22 protein-coding genes are annotated in these 20,726 nt (G+C 63.3%); 12 read left to right on the top strand and 10 right to left on the bottom strand.

The window, feature by feature from the left end:
- Nucleotides 1-480 precede the first annotated feature (480 nt).
- The gene (locus IV500_RS19245; protein ID WP_196398431.1) at nucleotides 481-1,038 is read right to left on the bottom strand and encodes a DUF6318 family protein; all 558 of its coding nucleotides are present in this window, start codon (nucleotides 1,036-1,038) and stop codon (nucleotides 481-483) included.
- A gap of 429 nt (nucleotides 1,039-1,467) precedes the next feature.
- Nucleotides 1,468-2,328 carry an aldo/keto reductase gene (locus tag IV500_RS19240; protein WP_196398430.1) on the bottom strand — a complete coding sequence of 287 codons (861 nt, stop codon included), beginning with the start codon at nucleotides 2,326-2,328 and terminating at the stop codon, nucleotides 1,468-1,470.
- 43 nt (nucleotides 2,329-2,371) lie between these two features.
- Here IV500_RS19240 and rph point away from each other — a divergent pair, with 43 nt between their 5' ends.
- Nucleotides 2,372-3,130 (top strand): ribonuclease PH, encoded by a 759-nt coding sequence (rph, locus tag IV500_RS19235; RefSeq protein WP_196398429.1) that lies wholly within the window; start codon nucleotides 2,372-2,374, stop codon nucleotides 3,128-3,130.
- 2 nt (nucleotides 3,131-3,132) lie between these two features.
- Nucleotides 3,133-3,816 (top strand): non-canonical purine NTP pyrophosphatase, encoded by a 684-nt coding sequence (locus IV500_RS19230; protein WP_196398428.1) that lies wholly within the window; start codon nucleotides 3,133-3,135, stop codon nucleotides 3,814-3,816.
- Nucleotides 3,817-3,884: 68 nt separating this feature from the next.
- Here the strand turns inward: IV500_RS19230 and IV500_RS19225 are convergent, their stop codons facing one another.
- Entirely contained in the window at nucleotides 3,885-4,601 is a 717-nt protein-coding gene (locus IV500_RS19225) for a VTT domain-containing protein (RefSeq protein WP_376770229.1), read from the bottom strand.
- Between the two features lie 284 nt (nucleotides 4,602-4,885).
- Entirely contained in the window at nucleotides 4,886-5,491 is a 606-nt protein-coding gene (locus tag IV500_RS19220) for an HAD family hydrolase (RefSeq protein ID WP_196398427.1), read from the bottom strand.
- 32 nt (nucleotides 5,492-5,523) lie between these two features.
- On the opposite strand from IV500_RS19220, the gene IV500_RS19215 reads away from it, so the two are divergent.
- Nucleotides 5,524-6,501 (top strand): 3'-5' exonuclease, encoded by a 978-nt coding sequence (locus IV500_RS19215; RefSeq protein WP_196398426.1) that lies wholly within the window; start codon nucleotides 5,524-5,526, stop codon nucleotides 6,499-6,501.
- 147 nt (nucleotides 6,502-6,648) lie between these two features.
- Here the strand turns inward: IV500_RS19215 and IV500_RS19210 are convergent, their stop codons facing one another.
- From IV500_RS19210 to IV500_RS19195, 4 genes are all read right to left on the bottom strand, one after another.
- Nucleotides 6,649-6,903 (bottom strand): hypothetical protein, encoded by a 255-nt coding sequence (locus IV500_RS19210; RefSeq protein WP_230855194.1) that lies wholly within the window; start codon nucleotides 6,901-6,903, stop codon nucleotides 6,649-6,651.
- A 215-nt stretch (nucleotides 6,904-7,118) separates the two neighbouring features.
- Entirely contained in the window at nucleotides 7,119-7,667 is a 549-nt protein-coding gene (locus IV500_RS19205) for a hypothetical protein (protein WP_196398425.1), read from the bottom strand.
- Nucleotides 7,668-7,800: 133 nt separating this feature from the next.
- Complete coding sequence (locus IV500_RS19200; RefSeq protein ID WP_196398424.1) at nucleotides 7,801-8,109, bottom strand: immunity protein CdiI family protein; 309 nt, start codon at nucleotides 8,107-8,109, stop codon at nucleotides 7,801-7,803.
- 343 nt (nucleotides 8,110-8,452) lie between these two features.
- Nucleotides 8,453-9,124 (bottom strand): winged helix-turn-helix transcriptional regulator, encoded by a 672-nt coding sequence (locus IV500_RS19195; protein WP_196398423.1) that lies wholly within the window; start codon nucleotides 9,122-9,124, stop codon nucleotides 8,453-8,455.
- Nucleotides 9,125-9,176: 52 nt separating this feature from the next.
- On the opposite strand from IV500_RS19195, the gene IV500_RS19190 reads away from it, so the two are divergent.
- The gene (locus tag IV500_RS19190; protein WP_196398422.1) at nucleotides 9,177-9,830 is read left to right on the top strand and encodes a maleylpyruvate isomerase family mycothiol-dependent enzyme; all 654 of its coding nucleotides are present in this window, start codon (nucleotides 9,177-9,179) and stop codon (nucleotides 9,828-9,830) included.
- Nucleotides 9,827-10,063 carry a DUF1905 domain-containing protein gene (locus IV500_RS19185; RefSeq protein ID WP_230855193.1) on the top strand — a complete coding sequence of 79 codons (237 nt, stop codon included), beginning with the start codon at nucleotides 9,827-9,829 and terminating at the stop codon, nucleotides 10,061-10,063. Before IV500_RS19190 ends, IV500_RS19185 begins: the two co-directional genes overlap by 4 nt.
- Nucleotides 10,064-10,099: 36 nt before the next feature.
- On the opposite strand, the gene IV500_RS19180 is transcribed toward IV500_RS19185, so the two are convergent.
- Nucleotides 10,100-11,188, bottom strand: coding sequence for an ADP-ribosylglycohydrolase family protein (locus IV500_RS19180; RefSeq protein ID WP_196398421.1), 1,089 nt, complete (start codon nucleotides 11,186-11,188; stop codon nucleotides 10,100-10,102).
- Nucleotides 11,189-11,314: 126 nt separating this feature from the next.
- Here IV500_RS19180 and IV500_RS19175 point away from each other — a divergent pair, with 126 nt between their 5' ends.
- The 6 genes from IV500_RS19175 (at nucleotide 11,315) to IV500_RS19150 (ending at nucleotide 19,213) form a co-directional block, all read left to right on the top strand.
- Nucleotides 11,315-11,671: a YidH family protein gene (locus tag IV500_RS19175; RefSeq protein WP_196398420.1), complete on the top strand. Its 357-nt coding sequence runs from the start codon at nucleotides 11,315-11,317 to the stop codon at nucleotides 11,669-11,671.
- Nucleotides 11,668-12,075, top strand: coding sequence for a DUF202 domain-containing protein (locus IV500_RS21700; RefSeq protein WP_230855192.1), 408 nt, complete (start codon nucleotides 11,668-11,670; stop codon nucleotides 12,073-12,075). The genes IV500_RS19175 and IV500_RS21700 overlap by 4 nt, the downstream gene beginning before the upstream one ends.
- Before the next feature lie 78 nt (nucleotides 12,076-12,153).
- Nucleotides 12,154-13,257, top strand: coding sequence for an aquaporin (locus tag IV500_RS19165; RefSeq protein WP_196398419.1), 1,104 nt, complete (start codon nucleotides 12,154-12,156; stop codon nucleotides 13,255-13,257).
- Nucleotides 13,258-13,353: 96 nt separating this feature from the next.
- Nucleotides 13,354-14,526 (top strand): exonuclease SbcCD subunit D, encoded by a 1,173-nt coding sequence (locus tag IV500_RS19160; protein WP_196398418.1) that lies wholly within the window; start codon nucleotides 13,354-13,356, stop codon nucleotides 14,524-14,526.
- Entirely contained in the window at nucleotides 14,523-17,699 is a 3,177-nt protein-coding gene (locus IV500_RS19155) for an AAA family ATPase (RefSeq protein ID WP_196398417.1), read from the top strand. Before IV500_RS19160 ends, IV500_RS19155 begins: the two co-directional genes overlap by 4 nt.
- Before the next feature lie 251 nt (nucleotides 17,700-17,950).
- Nucleotides 17,951-19,213, top strand: a complete 1,263-nt coding sequence (locus tag IV500_RS19150) for an MFS transporter (protein WP_196398440.1) — start codon at nucleotides 17,951-17,953, stop codon at nucleotides 19,211-19,213.
- Between the two features lie 3 nt (nucleotides 19,214-19,216).
- Here IV500_RS19150 and IV500_RS22445 read toward each other — a convergent pair whose 3' ends face one another.
- On the bottom strand, nucleotides 19,217-19,918 hold the full coding sequence (locus tag IV500_RS22445) for an IclR family transcriptional regulator (protein WP_196398416.1): 702 nt from the start codon (nucleotides 19,916-19,918) through the stop codon (nucleotides 19,217-19,219).
- 201 nt (nucleotides 19,919-20,119) lie between these two features.
- On the opposite strand from IV500_RS22445, the gene IV500_RS19140 reads away from it, so the two are divergent.
- Nucleotides 20,120-20,707 (top strand): flavin reductase family protein, encoded by a 588-nt coding sequence (locus IV500_RS19140; RefSeq protein ID WP_196398415.1) that lies wholly within the window; start codon nucleotides 20,120-20,122, stop codon nucleotides 20,705-20,707.
- The last annotated feature ends 19 nt before the right edge of the window (nucleotides 20,708-20,726 follow it).

The raw sequence follows: 20,726 nt of genomic DNA, 5'->3' as shown, positions 1-20,726 counted from the left end.
TGCCGACCGTGGCCGGGGCGACGGGGGAGTTCTGAAATTCGTGTTCGATGCCGGCGGCTATCTCGGCGAGGATGTCCCGTGGCTTTTCCGAATAGATGCAGGTGGGCCCGCTCAGGAAGCTCCAGACGGGCGGCTGAATTGCTTTCGGGTTGCGGTACCAAAGCACCGCAACTCCACCCTGACTAGCTTCACATTTGGGCGAAGAGGCCACACACTGGGGCAGTAGATCATCCGCAGACTGGCAGGTGAGTTCGTATTTATAGTCATAGGGATCATCCGGTACACCGACAGGAACGGAGCCCCACATATCTGTACCAGGCACCTGACTCCAGCTAGAGGACGCAACGCCGAACGCGTGCCACTCATGACTGATGGAAGGGTCGGTTTTGTCCGTTCCAGCAGAGGAGCTTGATGGAACGAGCACTATAGCGACGAAGCTTATCGCCATAGCTGTTTCCAGAAACCAACGAAATCGCCGACTCACGGTGCCGACCCACCCAAATGTTCGACTGTCATCGCCGTCCATTTTCCGTTCTCATAGGAGCCGATCAAAATATCCGCAGCCGGAGTCGTCTCGGGATGGCTTTCAACCAAAGTTCCATCGGCACGATAGTACGAAATGAGCTTTTGATGAACGCTAGAAACTACTTGGTGTGTCCCATCGGGTGCCACCTCGAACGATGACTGTGCGCCAACCACGATCATTTGGCCTCCAACCGTCCATCGACCCTCCTGATGCCACGGAGCTACTCCTGCTTTGGTTCGCGCGCATGGAATGCACCCAGGATCCGAAATCGACTCCAAGGGTGACATCTCCCCTGTCTCAAAGGCGTAGGAGAGCGTGTCGTACCAGTAGCGGGCGAAGGCTTCTATCCCTGCTTTGGAGAATTCGTCGGCGAGGGGTGGTTTGACTGGGAGGGGGACGTTTTGTGCCGGTCCGGTTGCGTCGGCCGGCTTGTAGACGGGGATCGCCGCGGTCGGAGAGGGCGTGATTCCCGGCGATGCAGCGGCGCTGGAGGTCGCTGCTCCGTGTGTCATTGGGGGCGCAGTCGAGGTGCTGGGCGGCTCTGCGCTGGGGGCTCCGGTGCACGAGGTGAGTACAAGGATGATCGCCGTGCCGGCCACCGCTGTTGCGAGGCGGGCTTTTCCATGTCTTGCCGAAACTGGGTACATCAATTCCCCAACCGGTGAGGTGGAGTACTGCGACGGGTGGATTAAAGGTAGCGCAGATCGGGAAGTGGGTCCAAGGTTTTCCACAGGTAAGAATTTTTTCGGGATTCGATAAAACCGGCGCAGACTTCGCCGCGAACCCTGCGCCAGAACACGCCTGCGCAGTCTCCGGATGCGAGAGTGCGCAGATGTGCCCGGTGAAAGGTTTCCCCGCGCGGCAGCGTGGAGACTGGGTTGTCAGCTGAATCTCCGCGCGTTCGCAGAGCTCGCGTGATCGGTCACCGTGCGGGAGTGTGGCTACAGCATTTCCAACGGCTCGGGGCGCGACGGCGGTGGGAACGCCGAGTCCAAGGCTGCCAGATCGTCGGACGTCAACTGGATTCCCAGGGCGCCGTGGTTCGCCACAACGTGTTCCACCGTGGAGGCCTTCGGAATGGCGATAATGTCCGGGCGGCGAAGCACCCAGGCCAGGGCAATTTGCGCTGGCGTCGCTGCATTCTTCCCCGCCGTATGTTCACCGGCGATCCGGTGCAGTTCAGGGTGCCCAAGCAGCCGTCCCTGCTCAATGGGAGAGTACGCCATCACCGGGATCTTCCGCTCCGCGAGCAGTGGCAGCAGGTCGTATTCAATGCCGCGGCGGGAAAGGTTGTACAGCAATTGATTCGTCTGCAGCGCCCCGGCATCCGGGACGGCGTCCAGCTCATGCATGTCGTCAATATCCAGATTGCTCACTCCCCAATGCCGGATCTTCCCTGCGACCGCCAGTTCCTGCAGGGCGCCGATGCTCTCCTGAAGCGGGATGCCGCCGCGCCAGTGCAGCAGATACAGATCCAGGTAGTCCGTGCCCAACCGTTCCAGGCTCGCTTCCAGCGCGCGGGAAGTGCCACGGACACTGGCATTGGAGGGCAGCACCTTGCTGACCAGGAATACCTCATCGCGGCGCCCGGCGATGGCTCCGCCCACCAGCTCCTCGGCCCGGCCGTCCCCGTACATTTCCGCCGTGTCGATCAGCGTCAGCCCCAGGTCCAGACCGGTGCGTAACGTTCGGATTTCCGCCGCCCGGGTGCCGTCGTCGTCGCCCATATACCACGTTCCCTGGCCCAGCCGCGGGACCCCTTCGCCGCTCGGCAGTGAGACCACTCCATGCCCTGTGTCCATATCGAATGACCTTACTCCGGTATGGACTGGCTAAGCTGGAATTATGACAACAGGCGAAATTTCAGCGGCAACGTCCACGCTCCGTGCCGACGGACGCACCCCCGACCAGCTCCGGGACATCAGCATCACCCGCGGCTGGTCCAAACAGGCGGAAGGGTCCGCGCTGATCGAGTTCGGCAGCACCCGGGTGCTGTGCACCGCATCGCTGACCGCCGGAGTCCCGCGCTGGCTCAAGGGGGAGGGCCGCGGTTGGGTGACGGCCGAATACGCGATGCTGCCGCGCGCCACGAACACGCGCAACGACCGCGAATCCGTTAAGGGCAAAATCGGCGGCCGCACGCATGAGATCTCGCGGCTGATCGGCCGCTCGCTGCGCTCTATCATCGATACCAAGGCCCTGGGCGAGAACACGATTGTGCTGGACTGCGATGTACTGCAGGCCGACGGCGGCACCCGGACCGCGGCGATTACCGGCGCCTATGTGGCGCTGGCCGACGCGATTCATTATGCGCGGGAGAACAAGCTGATTGCCCGCAGCGCCCAGCCGCTGATCGACACGGTGGCCGCCGTCTCGGTCGGGATCATTGATGGCGTTCCGATGCTGGACCTGCCGTATGTTGAGGACGTGCGGGCGGAAACCGACATGAACGTGGTGGTGACCGGCTCGGGGAAGTTCGTGGAGGTGCAGGGAACAGCCGAGGGTGCGCCCTTTGACCGTAACGAACTGGATGCATTGCTGGATCTTGCCCTGCTGGGAACGCGGCAGCTGGCGCAGATCCAGCGCGACACGTTAGGCCTGTGAGGATGGCCGACGTGGAACCGCGGTTGGTGCTGGCGACGCATAATAAGGGCAAACTGCGTGAGTTCCGCGAGTTGCTGCGGGACCAGATTCCCGGGCTCGACGTCAACACCCAGGTCCTCGACGCCGCGGGGGCAGGCGCGCCGGACGTGCGCGAAACTGGCGTGACTTTTGCGGAGAATTCGCTGCTGAAAGCCCGTGCCGTCGCTGCTGCCACCGGGCTGGTGGCCGTGGCCGACGATTCCGGCCTGGCCGTGGATGTCCTGGGTGGCGCGCCGGGGATTTTCTCCGCGCGCTGGTCCGGACGACACGGCGACGACGACGCCAATACCGCGCTGCTGCTGGCCCAGCTGGCGGACATCGACGGCGGGCACCGTGCTGCCCGCTTTATCTGCGCCGCAGCCCTGGCAGTGCCGGGCGGCGGAACCGGTGGCGACGGCGGTGTTCGCGGCGACAGCGGTTCTGTTCCTGCCGCCGTCGAGCATGTGGAACACGGCGAACTGCCCGGTGTGCTGCTGCGTGCACCGCGCGGAGACGGCGGCTTTGGTTACGATCCGATCCTGGTCCCGGACGGGCTCCGCGTCAGCTGCGCCGAGCTGGACCCGGCGGATAAAAACGCCATTAGCCACCGCGGCCAGGCCTTCCGGAAGCTGCTTCCGCACATCATTGCGGCCCTGGAACCCAAGTAGGTAGCAGTTGCGGCAGCCAAAACGCGTTTTGAATGCCGCAACTGCTACCTAGTTGGGATGGCGAAGCGTTAGCTGCCGGTGGGGTTCTTGGCGTTCCGGCGGGTCCTGCGGCTGGCTAGGTAACCCTTGGAGAACTCCACGATGATGGGAATGATGGAAACCAGGACAATAAGGATGAAGATCAGGTCCAGGTTTTTCTGCACCCACGGCACCCGGTCACCGAGGACGTAGCCCAGCAGGGTGACACCGCCGGCCCAGAGAACGGCACCAATGGCATTGAAAATAACAAAGTGCCGTCGGTCCATCCGCGCCACACCGACAATAACGGGCACAAAGGTCCTCACAATAGGGACGAAGCGGGCCAGAATCAGCGCCTTGCCGCCGTGCTTTTCAAAGAATGCATGCGCCTTCTGCACATTTTCCCGCTTGAACAGCCGCGAATCGGGCTTGTTGAAAATAGCGGGACCGGCTTTGAGACCAATCAGATAGCCCGCCTGATTGCCCAGGAACGCCGATAGGATGAGCAACGCGAGCACGGCCCAGATGTTGAAGTGAATGACTCCCGTGGCCACCAGCAGACCGCCGGTGAACAGTAACGAATCTCCCGGCAGGAAGAACCCGATCAGCAGTCCCGTCTCCGCGAAGATAATGGCGCAGGCAAGGAGCACTACCCAAGGCCCCAGCGCGGGGTTGTCCAGGATAACTGCGGGGTCAAGCCAAGGCGGCAGGAAACCAGTGGGAGCATGTCCGTGCCCTAACATGGCGGGCAGGGCAAAGGAACTGATGGCTGAAGAAGTCACGTTCCAAGATTACGGTACGCAGGGACGGTGCGACTCAGCCGCCGGTATGAGATTCGGCTCGTTCCTGGAAAGCACAATCAGCCTCAGCCTCAGCCTCAGCCTCAGCCTCAGCCTTAGGCCCGGCTCGCTTCAGGCAGATGCGGCCCAGCCGCGCTTGCTCCTGGAGCCCTGTGCTTCGACGCTTCGACGGTGGCGCGAAGGCCATCGAGCCGCGCCGGCACGTTTGCCTGTTCGGCTGAGTCTCTCCGCGGCGGCCGTCTTGGACACGGTCAAAGCCCCAGCTCGGCACTTAGGTTGATTCCGGGCGAATGCAGCACCGTCTGTATGCCCAGCGCGGTTGCGGCGTCGAGGTTTTCCTGAACGTCGTCCACGAAGGTGACGTGGGCCGGCGTCGTCCCAAGCTGCTGTATGACGTCGCGGAAGAGCTGTGGGTCTGGCTTGGCCAAGCCAAGATGGCCGCTGAAAAACAGCTGATCAAAGTAACCGGCCCACGGCGAGCTCCGAGTGTACTGCTCGGCCATTCCGGCCGGCATGTTGGACAGTAGGGCCAGCCGGGCCCCCCGCAGGTGCAGGTCGTCGAGGACATCGAGCGTCTCGGCGTTCAAATGGGACCACTGGCAGGCGTCCAGGGCTTCCAGGCGCGAGGTCAGGCCGTCGGTGATTTCTCTGCCGAGCACCCGCGTCCAGTAGTCCTGCGGAGTTAACGCGCCGGAGTCGAACCCGTGCCGGTGCAGCCAATAGCTGCTGTTCCTGTCCTCCAGCGGCAGTCCGGCGGCTTCCTGCAGCGCCTCCCAGTCCTCCGGCTCCGGTGCCGTGGAAATCACCATTCCGTAGTCGAATAGATACCAGTGCGGGACAGTGCTCGGATCATCCATCCGGCCAGCTTAGCCCGGGGTACTCTTGATGGGTGGCTTTGGAGTTTACTGCAATCGATTTTGAGACGGCCAATGGCTTCCGCGGCTCGCCGTGCTCCGTGGGCCTGAGCAAGGTCCGCGACGGCATCATTGTTGAGGAAGCGTCCTGGCTGATGCGGCCGCCGCAGGGCCACGACCACTTCGAACCGCGCAATGTGCAGATCCATGGGCTCACCGCTGCCCAAGTGGCAGCCTCACCCCGGTTTGGTGAGCTGTTCGCTGAGATTGGCGGGTTCATCGGCGGTGATGTTTTGGTGGCGCACAACGCCGCATTTGACATGGGCGTGATCCGCTCCGCTCTGGAGGTCTCCGAACTGCCGGGACCGGCTTTCGACTATGCCTGCACCGTATTGCTCTCGCGCCGGAACTATTCGCTGCCATCGTATTCCCTGCCTTTTGTAGCCGAGGCCGCTGGCGTGCCGCTGTTGAACCACCATGACGCGGTTGATGATGCCCGTGCCTGCGCCGGCATCATGGTGGACATCGCTGCCCGCAATGAGGCCGGCAGCATCGCCGAGCTGTTTGCAGTACTGAAGCTGCAAATGCCGCGGGCTGAGGCCTACCTGCCGGGTCTAAATGAGATATCCAAAGCCACCCGCACCGCGCTAAAGCGGTTGAGTGAGCCCGCGACGACATCCGGCTGGCAGGGCTGGCCGGAGGAGGGCCCAAACCCGGCCGCCAATGGGCATGCGGATCCGCATCACCCGCTTTTCGGTCAAATGGTGGTCTTTACCGGTAATCTGCAGTTGGCCCGCAGCACCGCCAAGGAGCGGGCAGCCGGCTTCGGCGCCCAACCGGCCAGCGCGGTTACCCGAAAAACCACCGTACTGGTGGTCGGAGATGGCTTCGTGGCGTCGGATCTGCGCAATGGAAGACTGACGGTCAAGGCCCGCAAGGTACTGGATCTGCACGACCGGGGACAGAGTATTGAAGTCCTTTCCGAAGGCGAATTCATGCAGATGATCGGCTGAACGGGAGGATCCGACGTTGCGTGTCAGTAATCCGGATTTCATGTGACCAGCGCCCATCACACGCCCTCGGCTCGGCGCGGCGCAGGCAAGAAGTGAGTTGGTGGTTGTTCCGTATGGGGAATCCTCTGCGGGTTGGGCGGGATAGTGCTAGCCGAGCATCCCGGAATATTGCGGGCGGCATCTCATCGCATTGATGAGTTCTTCGCTCCCGTCGTCCCGGACCAGCACCACGAGTTCCAGTAGCCGGCCTTGGGCGTCGAAGCCGAGACGGAGGAACCTGCGCGGGTCGTCAGCGTCCAGGGGAACCGATACCAGCGGCCAGGTCGCTGCCTCGATCCCGTCCACGGAGCTTATGCCGTGCTTGGGTGCGGAGCGGCCGATAATTCCGCCGCGTGCGACCAAGCGGCCAAGGCAGCGCGGATGGCATCGGAGCGGTTGATGTGCTCGCGCTCGGCCCGGCCACCGTCGCGCCGAAAGGGGAATGTTATCCGGGACAAGTCCCTGCGGAATCCGGATCTGTCTGCGGACGCGTTACCGCAGACGACGCGTTGTCTGCGGCTGAGTAGCCTGCACGCTCTCCTGAGCCTGGGGTCGGAAGACGCTCGGAACTAGAACTGCTACTCGAACAGTGAAGTTAAAGCATCTGATTCAGCTTTGTATATGCGGTGCATAAGCGGCAACAAGACTAAGAGCCCGAACTCAGGCGAGCCTGGCTTTGACGCCGCAATTTCTACTCGTGTATCGGCTAGAAATCCGCCTGGGCAAAAACATCCGATCTCTTTGGCTTGAGCAGTCACCTTTACGGATCCATCCCAGTCTTCTCGAGCGTTGATCTGTCGCCCGTGAAGCTCCCCTCTGACGGCGAAGTAGAGGAAGTTCTCTCCGAACCGTTCTACGAACTGGTCGGTCTTGCCGTCATGAATGACCTCGTAGGAAGGCCTGAGTAGTCGAGAAATGGCGGATCGAAGTGTTCCTTTTCGCACGCCTATGCTCGTGTGCTGCCCTGTTTCTGGTGTGAACTGGAACGTTCCGGTTATCTCGCAACCGGGTATCTTACCGCGGGTGATGATCCCGACGATTGAACCGTCGCTCGCGAGGACATTCACAGGTTTCATCGATTTCGTCATCGAATAGAAGGCACCTTCTTGGAATGAGTAAACGTTCATCGTCTCATTCCTTCACCGCGCTGGCGCCGCCCGGGCCCGCGAAGATCGGGGTACCAATCCGCGCTCTGCCCCTCCTGTCGCGTTCGTGGAGTCTTGGGTGAGTCACTCAAGGTTCCATGTATCGAAGTGGATTTTACTCTTCGTATTCCACATCGGCGAAGGCTTTAACTTCTTCGCGAAGCTGCTCAACAATACTGGCACCTTCTGCTCTCCAGGACTTTTCATTTCCGGGAGAGCTCCAACCGTTCTCATACAGGTTCTCGGCATCCCAAACGTCGAACCAGATTCGTAGTCGCTCGGTAAGACATTGCGAGAGCCCAAAATCTGCTGGCTCCATGGTGTATTTAGTTGGTCGCTCGGCGGTACTGTTCTCCCACAGCGGCCACCGATGTCCGTAATCAGGAAATAAGCGTAGGACGCGTCGAGCGTACTTATCTGACATAGCCGCATCGTAACTCGCTTCCCATCAGGTTGTGGAAACGCTGCTGAAGGGCGGCGGCCAACAACATCCTGCATCCTGCACGGTGTCTGGGGTCGAACTGGCGTGCCATGAGCGAATCACGCTACCGTTTGGGGAACGGTCAGCGGCACGTTGAGGGACCGCAACAATCCCAGGCAGGCAGGCAGGCAGGCAGGCAGGCGGTGCTGGTCGAAAACCGGTTTCGAGCGCGTTGATTCCGGACGGTGAAACGCCGCCCTGTGGCGGCCGCCAACTGGCACGTCTGTGACCGCCTACAGCGACGATGGAAGACAAAGGCCAATAATCGGAGGTCACTGGTCGGTGTTTATAGCTTGGTGGCATTGATTAGAGCTTGTACCGCTTTGCGGTCGCCGCTGCTGGTGATGTCCTCGGCCCTATCGAGGACTGCTCCGCCGATGATGAGGTTCTTCCACGCCCGTGTGGTGCTGCTGACCTCCGCGTCCGCGCCATCAATAACGGCGGTCTTATCGATCCATGATCCTGTGCTTGTCAGCGTCGCCAGATACGCCACCGCTTCCCGGCCGGTGGTGCGGGAGTCCGTCAGTTTCAGCGCGACCGTGCGGTCGGGCGAACCGGCGGCCAGCGGGCGGGCGTGGGCCCGCATCGCCAGAACCAGGGTGTCCGGTCCCATGTCGGCCTCGAGCGGCAGGCGTGGTGATTGAACGGCCCACAGGGACAACGCAGTATTGACGGCTTCCAAGCCGTGCCCCCACTTAGTGAGACCGTAAACCGTCACTCGTGCCGGTTCCGGCAGCAAGCGCCGCTCTACGACTCCGGTCTCCTCGAGTTCCTGCAGCCGTTGCGAGAGCGGACCCGGTCCGATTCCCGGAATGTCGCGTTGGATGTCAACGAAACGCTTCGGCCCCAACAACAACTCCCTGACCACGATCAGCGCCCAACGCTCGCCAATCATGTCAAGGGCATGGGCGGAAGCACATCCGTCATTGTAGGAACCGTATGTTCTTCTACCTGTCATATGATCATAGTACTTCTTGACAAGGAGCCTTCACTACTGTTTCAATAGCGAGATGAAGGAGCGACTCGGAGCCCTGATCTGGCCAGTGGTCCACGACGAGCGTCAAGCACTGATCGATGACTTGGCGTCACTTGAACCCGCGGCATGGCGCGCCAACTCACTGTGTCTGCGTTGGGATGTCCACGACGTGGTGGCTCATCTCATCGACTCTGCCGAGACAACACGGCTCGGTTTCATCCAGCGAATGTTGGCTGCCGGTTTCAACTTCGATCGCGACAATGCCGTGGGGGTGACCCGAGAGAAGACAGCAGAGCCGCTTGAAACCTTGGCTAAGTTTCAAGCGGTGCGACTGCGCACGTCCACCCCGCCGGCAGCATTGGCCACCAGGCTGGTAGAGGCATTCGTGCACGGCGAAGACATCCGCCGCCCGCTGAAGATCATCCGTGATTATCCACCTGAGCATGTGGCGACAGCTCTCGGCTACCAGGTCAAGACCAGCGTCAAGATCGGAGGCGGAAAGGAAATCGCCCAAGGTTGGCGCCTAGTGGCTACGGATACCGGGTTCGAGCACGGTGACGGCCCCGAGGTACATGCCCTCGCGATCACGCTGTTGCTTGCGGCCTCCGGGCGCCCCGTGGCCGCAAACGAACTCACCGGACCGGGAGCCGCGGCCTTCCATGCTGCAACGATCAAGGAGCCAGCATGACAAACCCAAACCAAATCGGCCACGATATCGATGTCACGTTCGAGGCCACGGTCATTGCCGATTCGAACAGTGGATGGCTCTGTGTGCAGATGCCCGACTATGCGGAGTTCTTCGGCACCGGCAAGGCCGTCAAAATTGGTGGCACTGTTGACGGGTACGTTGGCTGTTGCACCGGCCCAAATTCACCCGGCGAAGGCCGGCCACCGGATGAGCATGTGGCCTTTTCCGACTGACGAAAAGTCCGGGGCGGACGGCAGGGAAGCCGCGGGTCAGTCCTCGGAGCCGGTGACTTTCAGCAGCTGCTGGCCCATCGAACGGATCAGGCCGGGCGTTTCGGACAAGGACAGCCAGGCTTGGGGCAGGCAGTCCTCGCCGTATAAGGCGCCGAGGATATTTCCGGCGACCGAAGCCGTGGAACTACTGGCGCCATCAAGGTTAGCGGCGATCCGGATCGCGGTGAGGAAATGTTCAACGGGCGAGGACGCAGCGGCTTCGGTGACCAATACCGCATACAGGGCGATCGCCAAAGCCTCGCCGGCGTCCGCTCCTGTACCCAAAGCGGAGCTGAGCTCCGCCGGCTCCCGGGCTGCCGCCGTCGACAGTTCCAGCGCGACATCGAGGCCGTCCAGCAGATCCGCACTTGCTGCAGTCTCCGCGCCTGCCCGCTTCCGCATGGAGACGGCAGCGGCGCGCAGCGGGAGGGCTTCGACTGCGAGTTGATGAATCAACCAGCTGAACGCGGCGGTCGGCTGGAGCGCGAGTGCATGGCCGTGTGTCAGGGCTGCGCCGTTGGAACTGAGCGTGTAGACGGCTTCGGCCGGTATATGCGGTACCAGGCCGAACGGCGCGGATCGACAGAGCGATCCGCTCCCTTTGGCACCCGGGTTGACGGGACGTCCCCGGGTACCCATTTCTCCACTGGCCAGCCCGCTCAAACATGCGGTGTCCGCCCCACGACGGTGACGCAGTGCTTCCTGTGCATCGATCCAGCGTGGCTGTGGCGAGGGGGCATTAGCTGAAGGGGTGACCCCTTGTGTGGACAGCCAGCGCAGATATGCCAGCCAGAGGATGGCTGTCTCGTCGGCTGCGGTGCCGTCGTTGGCCCATTCCAGCGCCTCGACCAGGGCATCGACGGTGTACAGACCCAGTTGTGTGGCGGCGGAAAAATGCACCGGCCCCGGAGCCTGCGAGAGGTCCAGCAGCCCGGCACTGCCGAAACGGGCGCGGATGGCGGCAACGTCGTCGGCCTCCACCAGATAGCCGAAGCTGTCCCCCAAAGCACCTCCCATCAGCGCACCCTGCACCCGCGAGGCGAAACTGACAGGTGCGGCAAGTGTGGCTGCGGGGGAGGGCTCCATGTCTCCAATTTACCGCGTTCTGCGCCGGCTGCCGATCGGGGGTGCTGCACGCTGGCCGGGAACCGTGCCAGCAGAGCGACGCAGTAAACTCGGGACAGCACCCGACCCTGCAAATGATGGAGAACTATGCGCGAGCCCGCCTGGCGCCGGACCGGCACGACCCCGGACTACAGGTTTTCGTTGGCAAACGAACGGACTTTTCTCGCGTGGATCCGCACCTCGCTGGCGCTGCTGGCCGGCTCCGTCGCTATTGATCAGTTGGCCCCGGAGTTTGCCCCCGGGGCCATTCGCGTGGTGTTGTGCGTGGTGCTTGCGGCGATCGGAGCCGTGCTGGCAGTGGTGAGCTACCGTCGCTGGGGGCATCAGGAGCAAGCCATGCGCAACGGGCAGGAGCTGGCGCATTCGTGGATGCTGCTGGCCATGACGCTGGGGGTTTCGCTGGCGGCACTGGTTTTCGCGGTGCTGATCCTGATCCGGCCATGACGGGGCAGCCAGACGCAGCCGGGCCGGCGGCGCCGCGTGATCCTGGCCTTCAGCCGGAGCGGACCTCCTTGGCCTGGCGACGGACGGTTTTGTCCATGCTGGTGGCTGATGTTTTCATCTGGCGTGGCTGGCTGGTCTCCCTGGGGGCGGACAGCGAATCGGGTACTTCGGGGCTGTCGGCCCAATCGCTGGGCCTGGGACTGTGCGCCACGACAGCCGCTGGCACGACGGCGGTCCTGATCATCTGTGCGCTGGTGCGGCTTCGGGTTTTGCACGGGCGCGGTCCCGGCGTGCCGGGCGGTCCGGGCGGTCCCGGCGGTCCCGGAGCAGCCGTGCTGCGCGCGGCCGCTGCTTCCGTCGTCGCCCTGGCCGTGGCTGCCGCAGCGGCCATCTTCCTGGTCTGAGGACGTCCAGCTTTCTGTCAACTCGGTAGAGTAGCTTGGAGAACTTCGAACCTTACGACTTCAAAGGATCACTGACTTATGACTTCACCGAAAACTGTTACGGGCCGGGCGGTCCCGGGAACCCGGGCCGCCGTTGTCCGGGTACCGGAATCCGGGCTCGCGGGACGGCTTTGCGCGGAAGCGCTCGGTTCCTTCCTGCTGGTCTTTGGCGGATTGGGCATTGCCTTGTTCAACGGTTCCGGCAGCTCGGCGGGCGTGCCGGTCGGCATCGGTTTCGGGCTGGCGCTGATTGCCGGACTTGTCGCCTTCGGCCACATTTCGGGCGGCCATTTTAACCCGGCCGTTTCCTTTGCCGCCGCGCTCGCGGGCAAGATCAAATGGCTGCAGACGCTTTGGTACGTGGTGGCGCAGGTGATCGGCGCGATTGTCGCGACACTGGTGCTTTTCGCTGTGCTGAATGTTCTGCCCGCAGTTTCGGGCAGCGGTGGCAAGCTGACCACACACACACTGTTCAACAGCCTGGCCAACGGCTTTGACTCGCATTCACCGTCGACCGTGCCGCTCGCGGGAGCGTTGCTGATTGAAGTTGTCGGCACGGCCATTTTTGTCGCGGTTTTTCTGGGTGCAACTCAGGCCCGCGCCAACCGCACGCTGGCTCCGATCGGCATCGGGCTCGCTTACGCCGCCGTTATCACGGTTGCGCTGCCGATCACCAACGCGTCGATTAATCCGGCCCGCTCCACTGCCGCGGCGATTTTCGCCGATGGCTGGGCCGCGCAGCAGCTGTGGCTGTTCTGGGTTGCTCCGCTCCTTGGTGCGGCCGTTGCGGGTCTGCTGTTCCGGGCCTTCAGTACGGGTTCGGCCGTCCGCGCCGGTGCTGCAGGCGTTGCCGGTGATGACGCTTTTGACGGTGATGACGCTTTTGCCGGCGATGAGGACGAGGACCTTGATTACGAGGACATCGATGGCACTCCCGGCAACGGAGGGGGCCATGTGCAGAGCAAGGACGTTGTGCTCGAGACGGATCCGGCCGTGACCGAGGCCGGACTTCCGGGACCGGTAGCAGCCACACGGGCCGACGGCGCCGCTCACCGGTCCGCCGTCGTCGAGCCTGCAGCCGGGGCAGCTGAGCCGACGACGGATGCCCAGGATTTCTTCGACGATAAGGGCGCAGTTAAGTAGTCAGAACTGGGTAAAGAATTTCCTGCCGGACCTGCTCCGACACTCCAAACGGCTGCCGGTGACCATAGTGTCACTGGCAGCCGTTAGCGTAGGAGCATGCGTTTACTTCATACCTCTGACTGGCACCTGGGCAGGTCCTTCCACGGCGTCGGCATGCTGGCTGCACAGCGTGATTTTGTGGACCAGCTCTTGGAAACCGTCCGCGAGGACATGGTGGACATAGTGCTGCTGGCCGGGGATGTGTATGATCGTGCGCTCCCGGGCGTGGATGTGGTAAACCTGCTCGACGACGCGCTGGCACGGCTGACGGCCGAGGGAGTGTCCGTGGTGCTCACCAGCGGCAACCATGACTCTGCAACTCGACTTGGTTTTGCCGGTAGGGTCCTGGAGCGCGGCGGCGTTCATCTGCGTACCCGTTTGGCGGATCTGGAAAATCCGGTGATGTTGCCACTGGGAGTATCGGCTACCGGAGAAAAAACGCAGCTGGCCATTTACGGCCTGCCGTTCCTGGAGCCGCGCATGGTCGCCGAGACCCTTGGAGTGGACCAGCCCTCGCACTTTTCCGTCACCGAGGCAGCGCTGAACCGCGTTCGGGACCACCTGGCAACTCAGAGCCTGCCAACGCATGCGGTGGTACTGGCGCACACGTTTGCCAGCGGCGGAATCAGCTCGGATAGTGAACGCGAACTTAGTATCGGCGGAGTGGGAGCCGTCCCGCTGGACCTCTTTGACGGATTCGCCTATACCGCGCTGGGTCATCTGCACGGCCGGCAAATGCTCAGCGAGACCGTGCGGTATTCCGGGTCGCCGCTGGCGTATTCCTTCTCTGAGGCACGGCACGACAAGGGCGGCTGGCTGCTGGAGATTGGTCCCGACGGGCTGGAAATCGTCAAACCCGTCCAGTGGACCGCGCAGAAGGAGCTCGCGATCCTGCGCGGCACGCTGGAGGAACTTCTCGGCGCCGCGGAGCATGCGCCGGCGGAATCCGCCTACTGCCAAATCACCTTGACGGACAATGAACGCCCGGCCCAGGCGATGGAGCGGCTGCGCGTTCGTTTTCCTGACACCCTGGTGCTGGCCTTCGAACCGGCGGACGCCCGTTCCAAAGACATCATCAGCTACAGCGACAGGGTGGCCGCAGCCGGAAGTGAACTCCAGCTCTGCTCCGGCTTTCTGGAGCACGTGCGCGGCCGCGGTACATCCGTGGAGGACGAAGCAATACTCGCCGAGGTTCTCGAAACCGTGCGCATGCAGGAGTCGGAAAAATGAGAATCCACAAGCTGGAAATCCAGGCCTTCGGTCCTTTTGCCGGTCGGCAGGCCATCGATTTCGACGCCCTCGGGGAGCAGGGATTGTTCCTGCTCAACGGCGCCACCGGTGCGGGGAAAACCAGTATCCTTGATGCCATCTGTTACGCCTTGTATGGTTCCGTTCCGGGAAGCAGACAAAGCGGCAAGCGCCTGCGCAGCGACCACGCGGATCAGGGCACCGAACCCCAGGTAGTGTGTGAGTTCAGCGCCCGCGGCCGGCGGCTGGAAGTGCTCCGCAGTCCCGCCTGGGAACGCCCCGCAAAACGGGGGAAGGGAACCACGCTGCAGCAGGCCAAGACGCAGCTACGGGAGCGGGAGAACGGCGAGTGGGTGGAGAAGTCCACCCGGAACGATGAAGCCGGGGCAGAGATTGTGGCACTGCTCGGAATGGATAAGGATCAGTTCACCAAGGTCGTCCTGCTGGCGCAGGGGGATTTTGCGGCCTTCCTGCGTTCCAAAGCCGAGGAGCGGCAGGAACTGCTGCAGAAGTTGTTCGGTACGCAGCTGTACAAAAGGGTCGAACGTCAACTCGCCGCTGATGCGGCGACAGCGAAGTCTGCCTTGACGGAAAAGGAGCAGGAGCTCCTGCGGCTGGAGGCGCTGGCCCAAAGTCAGGCAGCAGGAATAATCGACCTGACCGGGGGCTCCGCTGACAGTCGGGAACTGTCCGCCAGCGGCGCCAGTGGCGCTGGCGGACACGCGGTGGTGGGAGAGGCTGCGGGCGGACTTCTTTTTGCCCGGTTGCTGGAAATGATAGGTACAGCACACGCTGCGGCAGAATCCGCAGCGTTAATAAGCCGAAGCGACGAGCAGGCTGCCGCGGACGCGCTGCTGCAGGCGGACCGGCTACGGGACAGGCACGGCAGGCTCCGGCAGGCAGAAACGGAGCGCACCAGATTGGCTGCGGCAGCCCCGGACTACGCACTGTGGCAGGGCAAGGTATTGGCGCATCGCGAGGCCGAGGTCCTGGCCGGCCAGCTGGCGGCGATGGATCGGGCGGCATCATTGCTGGGCGACGCGGACGAATCCGCTGGCCGGGAATTGGCGCAGCTCGAAGCGGATGCATCGGCCTGCGCACTCGCGGGGCTGGACGTAGTGCCGGGTCCCATTGCCTTGAGCGGATCCGTTACGGACGGAGCTGACGCGGACGGATCCGGGCCGGACGGAGCTGGCGCGGACGGATCCGGGCCGGACGGATCCGCGTTGGCGGCTGCGCAAAAGCGGCTGGAACGGCAAATCATCGTCGTCGAAGAATCGCTGCCGGACGAGGAGCGACTGGTAGCGCAACAGGCCGAGCTGTTGGCCGCCGAAGCCGGAGCCCACGAGGCGACCGCCGCCGCCGCGGAGCACGCCCGGATTTCTGCCGGGGCCTCGGTGCGGCACAACCAACTGCGTGAGGGTTTGGCGAATCTGCTCGAATCTGCGCGGGCTGCAGCGGAGCACCAGCGTGCCGTTGACAGCGGAACGGAAGTACTGGCCACTATCCGTGCGCATCAGGGCGCCGCAGCCCTGGCGACCGCCTGCGAGCAGGAGTATCAGAAGGCGCAGCTGGTTTTCCTGCAGGCGAAGGAACACTGGTTGGAACAACGCGACCGCCGGCTCGAGCTGGCGGCCGGTGAACTCGCGGCCAAGCTTGAAGCCGGGCAACCGTGTTTGGTCTGCGGCAGTGCGGAGCACCCACATCCCTCTGAACTTTCTGCAACAGGGCAGCAGAGGGTAGAAGAGGAAAAGCTGGCCAAGGCGGGAAGTGATCGAGCGGAGACAGCAGCCGTTACTGCTGCCCGGAAACTTGCTCAAGCCCGCCAGGAAGCAGCCGTCCTGGCCGCCAAGGGCGGGACATTGGATGTGGCAGAAACAGAGGAGAAGGTCGCGGCTGCCCGTGGGGCCCTGGCCGAGGCAGCAGCTGCGGCCGCGGTTTTGCTGCGCCACGAGCAAGAGCTGGAGCTGCTGGGCGTTCGGATCAAGGAGGAGGACGTGCTCGCCGCCTCGGCGCGGGAGAAGGCAGCGGGATTGGTGGCGTCGAAGACCGCCGGTGCGGAGAATGTGCAACGGCTGGACTCCAGATTGGCTGCCTCACGCGGTGGGTTTGCCTCTCTGGCGGACAGGCTGACCGAACTTCGACGCGCGGCCCTGCTGCTGAGCCGGGCAGTTACAGCTGTTCAGGCGCGAAACACGGCCGCTAAAGCTGCAGCGGATGCACGCGAGGCGCTGGAACTTGCCCTGCCGACAACCCGTTTCATGGATGTGCCCTCCGTCCGGGTCGCCTTGCTGACGTCCGCCGACGCTACGGTGCTCCGGGAACTGATCCGCGGACACGACGAGGACTTGGTCCGGTGTGCGGCGTCTTTTGCCGCCGCGGATATTCAAGCGGCTGCAGCCGAAGCGGAACGGGGATTAACTATTCCGGACGATGAGCGGCTGGAACAGCTGGGCGTCGACGCCCGAGCGGCCACCGATGCCGTGCACGAGGCGGCGCTTCGGCGTGAGCTGGCAGCAACGGCGCTGGCTGCAGTCCGAACTGCAGCGCAGAAACACGCGGCTCTGGATGCCTCCGTCCGGCCCTTGCGTGATCATGCCATCCGGGTAGCCGGAATCGCGGATGCTGTCCGGGGCCTGGGAGAGAACGCCTACAAGATGCCGCTTAACAGTTTCGTCCTGGCCGCGCGGTTGGAACAAGTTGCAGTCGCGGCTTCGGAACGTCTGCTGACTATGAGCGATGGCCGTTACACGCTCAGCTACAGTGACGCACTGGCGGGGGGAAACCAAAAATCCGGCCTTGGCCTGCAGGCAGTTGACGAATGGACGGGCCAGCGCCGGGATACTGCCACGCTCTCCGGTGGGGAGTCTTTCATGGCATCGCTTGCCTTGGCGCTCGGGCTGGCGGACGTGGTGCAGCAGGAGGCCGGTGGCGTGGATATTGAGACGTTGTTCGTTGATGAAGGGTTCGGTTCACTGGATGAGCAGTCGCTGGAACAGGTCATGGATGCGCTCGAGGGGCTGCGTTCCGGTGGACGCGTCGTTGGGCTGGTCAGCCATGTGGCGGAAATGAAACTGCGCATTCCCAGCCAACTTCATGTGCACAAGGGGCGGACAGGGTCGACGCTGTCCGTGACCGAGACCGCAGGTCAATGACGCGCCTATAATGGAAGACGTATCCGGGTTGCGCGCATCGGGAGGAGGGACGATGCGCCTAGCTTGAGGTGACCGCAAAAGCAATGATTACCCCTCTACCCCCGCAACAGCTTTCCCCTTCTGGCGTTTCCCGCCGGCAAGCCGATGAAGACCTCGCAGCCCCGTCTGCCACGTCCCCGTCTGCCCCGTCCCCGTCTGCCCCGTCCACATCTGCCCCGTCCACATCTGGCCCGTCCACATCCGCCCAGCCTATTTTCCCGCCGGAGCCACGCGGACCGCTCGGGAGGTACGCTGCGCTGCCGCGGCTGGCCGGGGCGGGATTTATTCCACTGGGTCTGTTTGCCCGGGTTCCGCTGGCGATGCTCACAGTCGGGGTCTTGACGCTGGTTACCGGAGTCAGCGGCTCCTACGCCATCGGCGGTTTCGCCGCTGGTGCAGTCGGCGTCGGCTCCGCAGTCGGCGCTCCGGTCCTGGGTTTCCTCGCGGACAAATTCGGCCAACGACGTGTGCTTCTCACCGCTGCCGTCCTGAACGCGCTGGCCCTGTCCGCCGTCGTCATCCTGACCTACCGTGCCGGTGACTTCGCTGCACCGGCTGTCGCTTCGGTACTCACGGCCGCTTTTCTCAGCGGAGCCACCTCGCCGCAGGTCGGACCGCTGGCCCGGGTCCGCTGGATGTCGCTCAGTCTTCGTTTGCCCGCCGGCCAACGCGATGACGCCGTAGAAACCGCGCTGTCCTACGAAAGCACCGCGGACGAGCTGACCTTCGTCATGGGACCGGCATTGGTGGGAATTTTAGCCTCGCTGGTGGCATCGTGGCTCCCGCTGATACTGGCCGCAGCCATGACGTTGACGCTAGTTTCACTCTTTGCCGTCCACCCGACGGAGGCGGCCGTGCTCCGGCACCGCAAGCCCTTCCCCGGGGAGAACGCTGAGACGGCACAGCCGGTCCGGCTGGCATGGATCGCCATTCCGGTGCTGGGTATGCTCTGCATGGGTACATTTTTTGGTGCCACACAGACCGGGCTGATCGCCTTCAGCGGCAGCTTTGGCTCCTCCGATCTGGCCGGCCTGTTGTATGCGGTGATGGGTTTGAGCTCCGCCGTCGCCGCGCTCTCCATGGCCTATTGGCCAGCGAGGTTCAGCCATCCGCGCCGCTGGCTTTTCGTCTCCGCGCTAATGGTGGCGTTCGCGGCCCTCCTGCTGCTGCCGGCCTCCGTGCCGGTCATGATTGCGGTGCTGTTTGTCCTGGGAACGCCGGTGGGACCTGCCATGGTCACGATGTTCAGCATCGGTGGGATGCTGGCACCCAAGCAATGGCTGGGCACCATTATGACGGCGCTGGCCAGTGGCATTGTTGCCGGGACGGCCGTCGGGTCCTCGATGGCGGGAGCGTTGGCGCAGACCTCCGGTTATGGTGCCGCTTTTCTGGTTTCTATTTGTGCCGCCGTCGGGCTCTTTATCCTGGGAACTATTGCGACGAAGGTCATCCGCACGGCTGGGGCCGCAGCCTGAAGGTCAGCCCAGCGCCGTCTGAATACGCAGCGCGCTGACAACAAGCCGGCTGCCGATGCTTTCCGGCTGCTGGTCGGCGCGGACATAGACGACGGCGAGGGCTGCCGGCCGGTGGCCAGGAACCAGAATCGGGCACGCCACCGACGACACTCCGCTGATGACCTCATCGTGGCTGACGGCAAAGCCGGCTTTACGTGCCGCAGCAGCCGCGGGACGGTATGGTTGGCCCGGTGCCAGCTTATGCCAACGCTCGGCAGTCAGCGCTGAGGCTATTGCCAGTCCCGGCGCGCCCAACGCCAAGGAGTGGCGCGTTCCCGGACGCTGTGCCAGGGCGGCCCCGGAATGCCGTGGTTCAACCGTGATCAGCGTGACGCAGTCTTCACCCGTCCACACCCCGACGAATGCCGTCATATTCAGTTCCTCGGCAAGGGCGCTCAGCTCGGGCAGCGCAGCGCTTTGCAGATCACGGGCGACGCCGCGGGCCAGCACGGCCAGCCCGGCTCCCGGAAGCAACCGGCCGGCGTCGTCCCGCACTACCAAGGCATGGTCCTCAAGCGTGCGCAGGATGCGGTAGGCAATGGAGCGGTGCACGCCCAGCCCGGCCGCAAGCTCTGCGATGGACAGCGGGGTGGGAGCGTCAGTAAGAATTTCCAACGCGCGCAGCCCCCGGGAAAGGGTCTGGGACGGACTAGGAGAATCTGGCACGCGAAATCCTCTTTTCGAACAGGCCCGGGCAGGACGTTGTGCCGTCGTTTAAGTCGGTATAGAGTTCAATAGTAGAGCAATAGGTTCAGGTATCGAACGAAAAGGCTAAATCACTTTCTCGAGTTCTGGATTGGCATCGCGATCCGGACATACAACGCCGTAGTTCGAGGTCCGGCAGACGATCAGTGGGAGGATTCGACCATGATCTCCAAACCGAATGAGAGCGCCGCAACCTCGGCTCCAAGTGCCCCGAATCAAGCCAGGGCCAAGGCCCAGGGCGCGGCTGTGCGCTCACGCAGCGCGTTGGCGCCGCGTGAGCATCACTTCCGCGGCAGTCTTGGCCGCTATGCCACTGGGGTGGCCATCGTGACCTTTGATGGCATGACCAAGCGGCACGGGATTACAGTCAATTCCTTCACCTCGGTGTCCATGGACCCGCCACTGGTACTGGTCAGCATTGCCCGCAGTACCAAGGCCCACGATGAACTGGCCGGCAGGCCCTTCGCAGTGAACATCCTCGGCGCCGAACAACGGACGCTGGCCATGCATTTTGCCGGCCGCCCCGGACCGGATCCGCTCTGGGTCGAGGGTGAGGTGGCGCCCCGGCTCTCCAATGTGCTGGCATACTTCGAATGCCGGCCGTGGGCGGCCTACCCCGGCGGGGACCACACGTTGTATCTGGGGGAAGTCGCGCACTTTAACTACCGCAGCGGGGACGCCCTGGCCTTTGCCAACAGCACCTTCACTACGATTCCCCAGGGCCAACGGGGCATGGAGGACGTCCTCTGACGGCTCGGCAAACCGCATT

The sequence above is a fragment of the Arthrobacter terrae genome (assembly GCF_015708085.1).
Taxonomy (GTDB): Bacteria; Actinomycetota; Actinomycetes; order Actinomycetales; family Micrococcaceae; genus Arthrobacter_M; species Arthrobacter_M terrae.
This window is presented reverse-complemented; position numbering and strand designations above follow the sequence as displayed.

Coding starts and splice junctions, on each gene's coding strand:
- IV500_RS19140 (WP_196398415.1), top strand. CDS start 20,120: ATGATCTCCAAACCGAATGAGAGCGCCGCAACCTCGGCTCCAAGTGCC.
- IV500_RS19195 (WP_196398423.1), bottom strand. CDS start 9,124: ATGACAGGTAGAAGAACATACGGTTCCTACAATGACGGATGTGCTTCC.
- IV500_RS19240 (WP_196398430.1), bottom strand. CDS start 2,328: ATGGACACAGGGCATGGAGTGGTCTCACTGCCGAGCGGCGAAGGGGTC.
- IV500_RS19180 (WP_196398421.1), bottom strand. CDS start 11,188: ATGGAGCCCTCCCCCGCAGCCACACTTGCCGCACCTGTCAGTTTCGCC.
- IV500_RS19220 (WP_196398427.1), bottom strand. CDS start 5,491: ATGGATGATCCGAGCACTGTCCCGCACTGGTATCTATTCGACTACGGA.
- IV500_RS19230 (WP_196398428.1), top strand. CDS start 3,133: ATGGCCGACGTGGAACCGCGGTTGGTGCTGGCGACGCATAATAAGGGC.
- IV500_RS19205 (WP_196398425.1), bottom strand. CDS start 7,667: ATGAACGTTTACTCATTCCAAGAAGGTGCCTTCTATTCGATGACGAAA.
- IV500_RS19200 (WP_196398424.1), bottom strand. CDS start 8,109: ATGTCAGATAAGTACGCTCGACGCGTCCTACGCTTATTTCCTGATTAC.
- IV500_RS19185 (WP_230855193.1), top strand. CDS start 9,827: ATGACAAACCCAAACCAAATCGGCCACGATATCGATGTCACGTTCGAG.
- IV500_RS19190 (WP_196398422.1), top strand. CDS start 9,177: ATGAAGGAGCGACTCGGAGCCCTGATCTGGCCAGTGGTCCACGACGAG.
- IV500_RS19245 (WP_196398431.1), bottom strand. CDS start 1,038: ATGACACACGGAGCAGCGACCTCCAGCGCCGCTGCATCGCCGGGAATC.
- IV500_RS19160 (WP_196398418.1), top strand. CDS start 13,354: ATGCGTTTACTTCATACCTCTGACTGGCACCTGGGCAGGTCCTTCCAC.
- IV500_RS21700 (WP_230855192.1), top strand. CDS start 11,668: ATGACGGGGCAGCCAGACGCAGCCGGGCCGGCGGCGCCGCGTGATCCT.
- IV500_RS19155 (WP_196398417.1), top strand. CDS start 14,523: ATGAGAATCCACAAGCTGGAAATCCAGGCCTTCGGTCCTTTTGCCGGT.
- IV500_RS19165 (WP_196398419.1), top strand. CDS start 12,154: ATGACTTCACCGAAAACTGTTACGGGCCGGGCGGTCCCGGGAACCCGG.
- rph (WP_196398429.1), top strand. CDS start 2,372: ATGACAACAGGCGAAATTTCAGCGGCAACGTCCACGCTCCGTGCCGAC.
- IV500_RS19175 (WP_196398420.1), top strand. CDS start 11,315: ATGCGCGAGCCCGCCTGGCGCCGGACCGGCACGACCCCGGACTACAGG.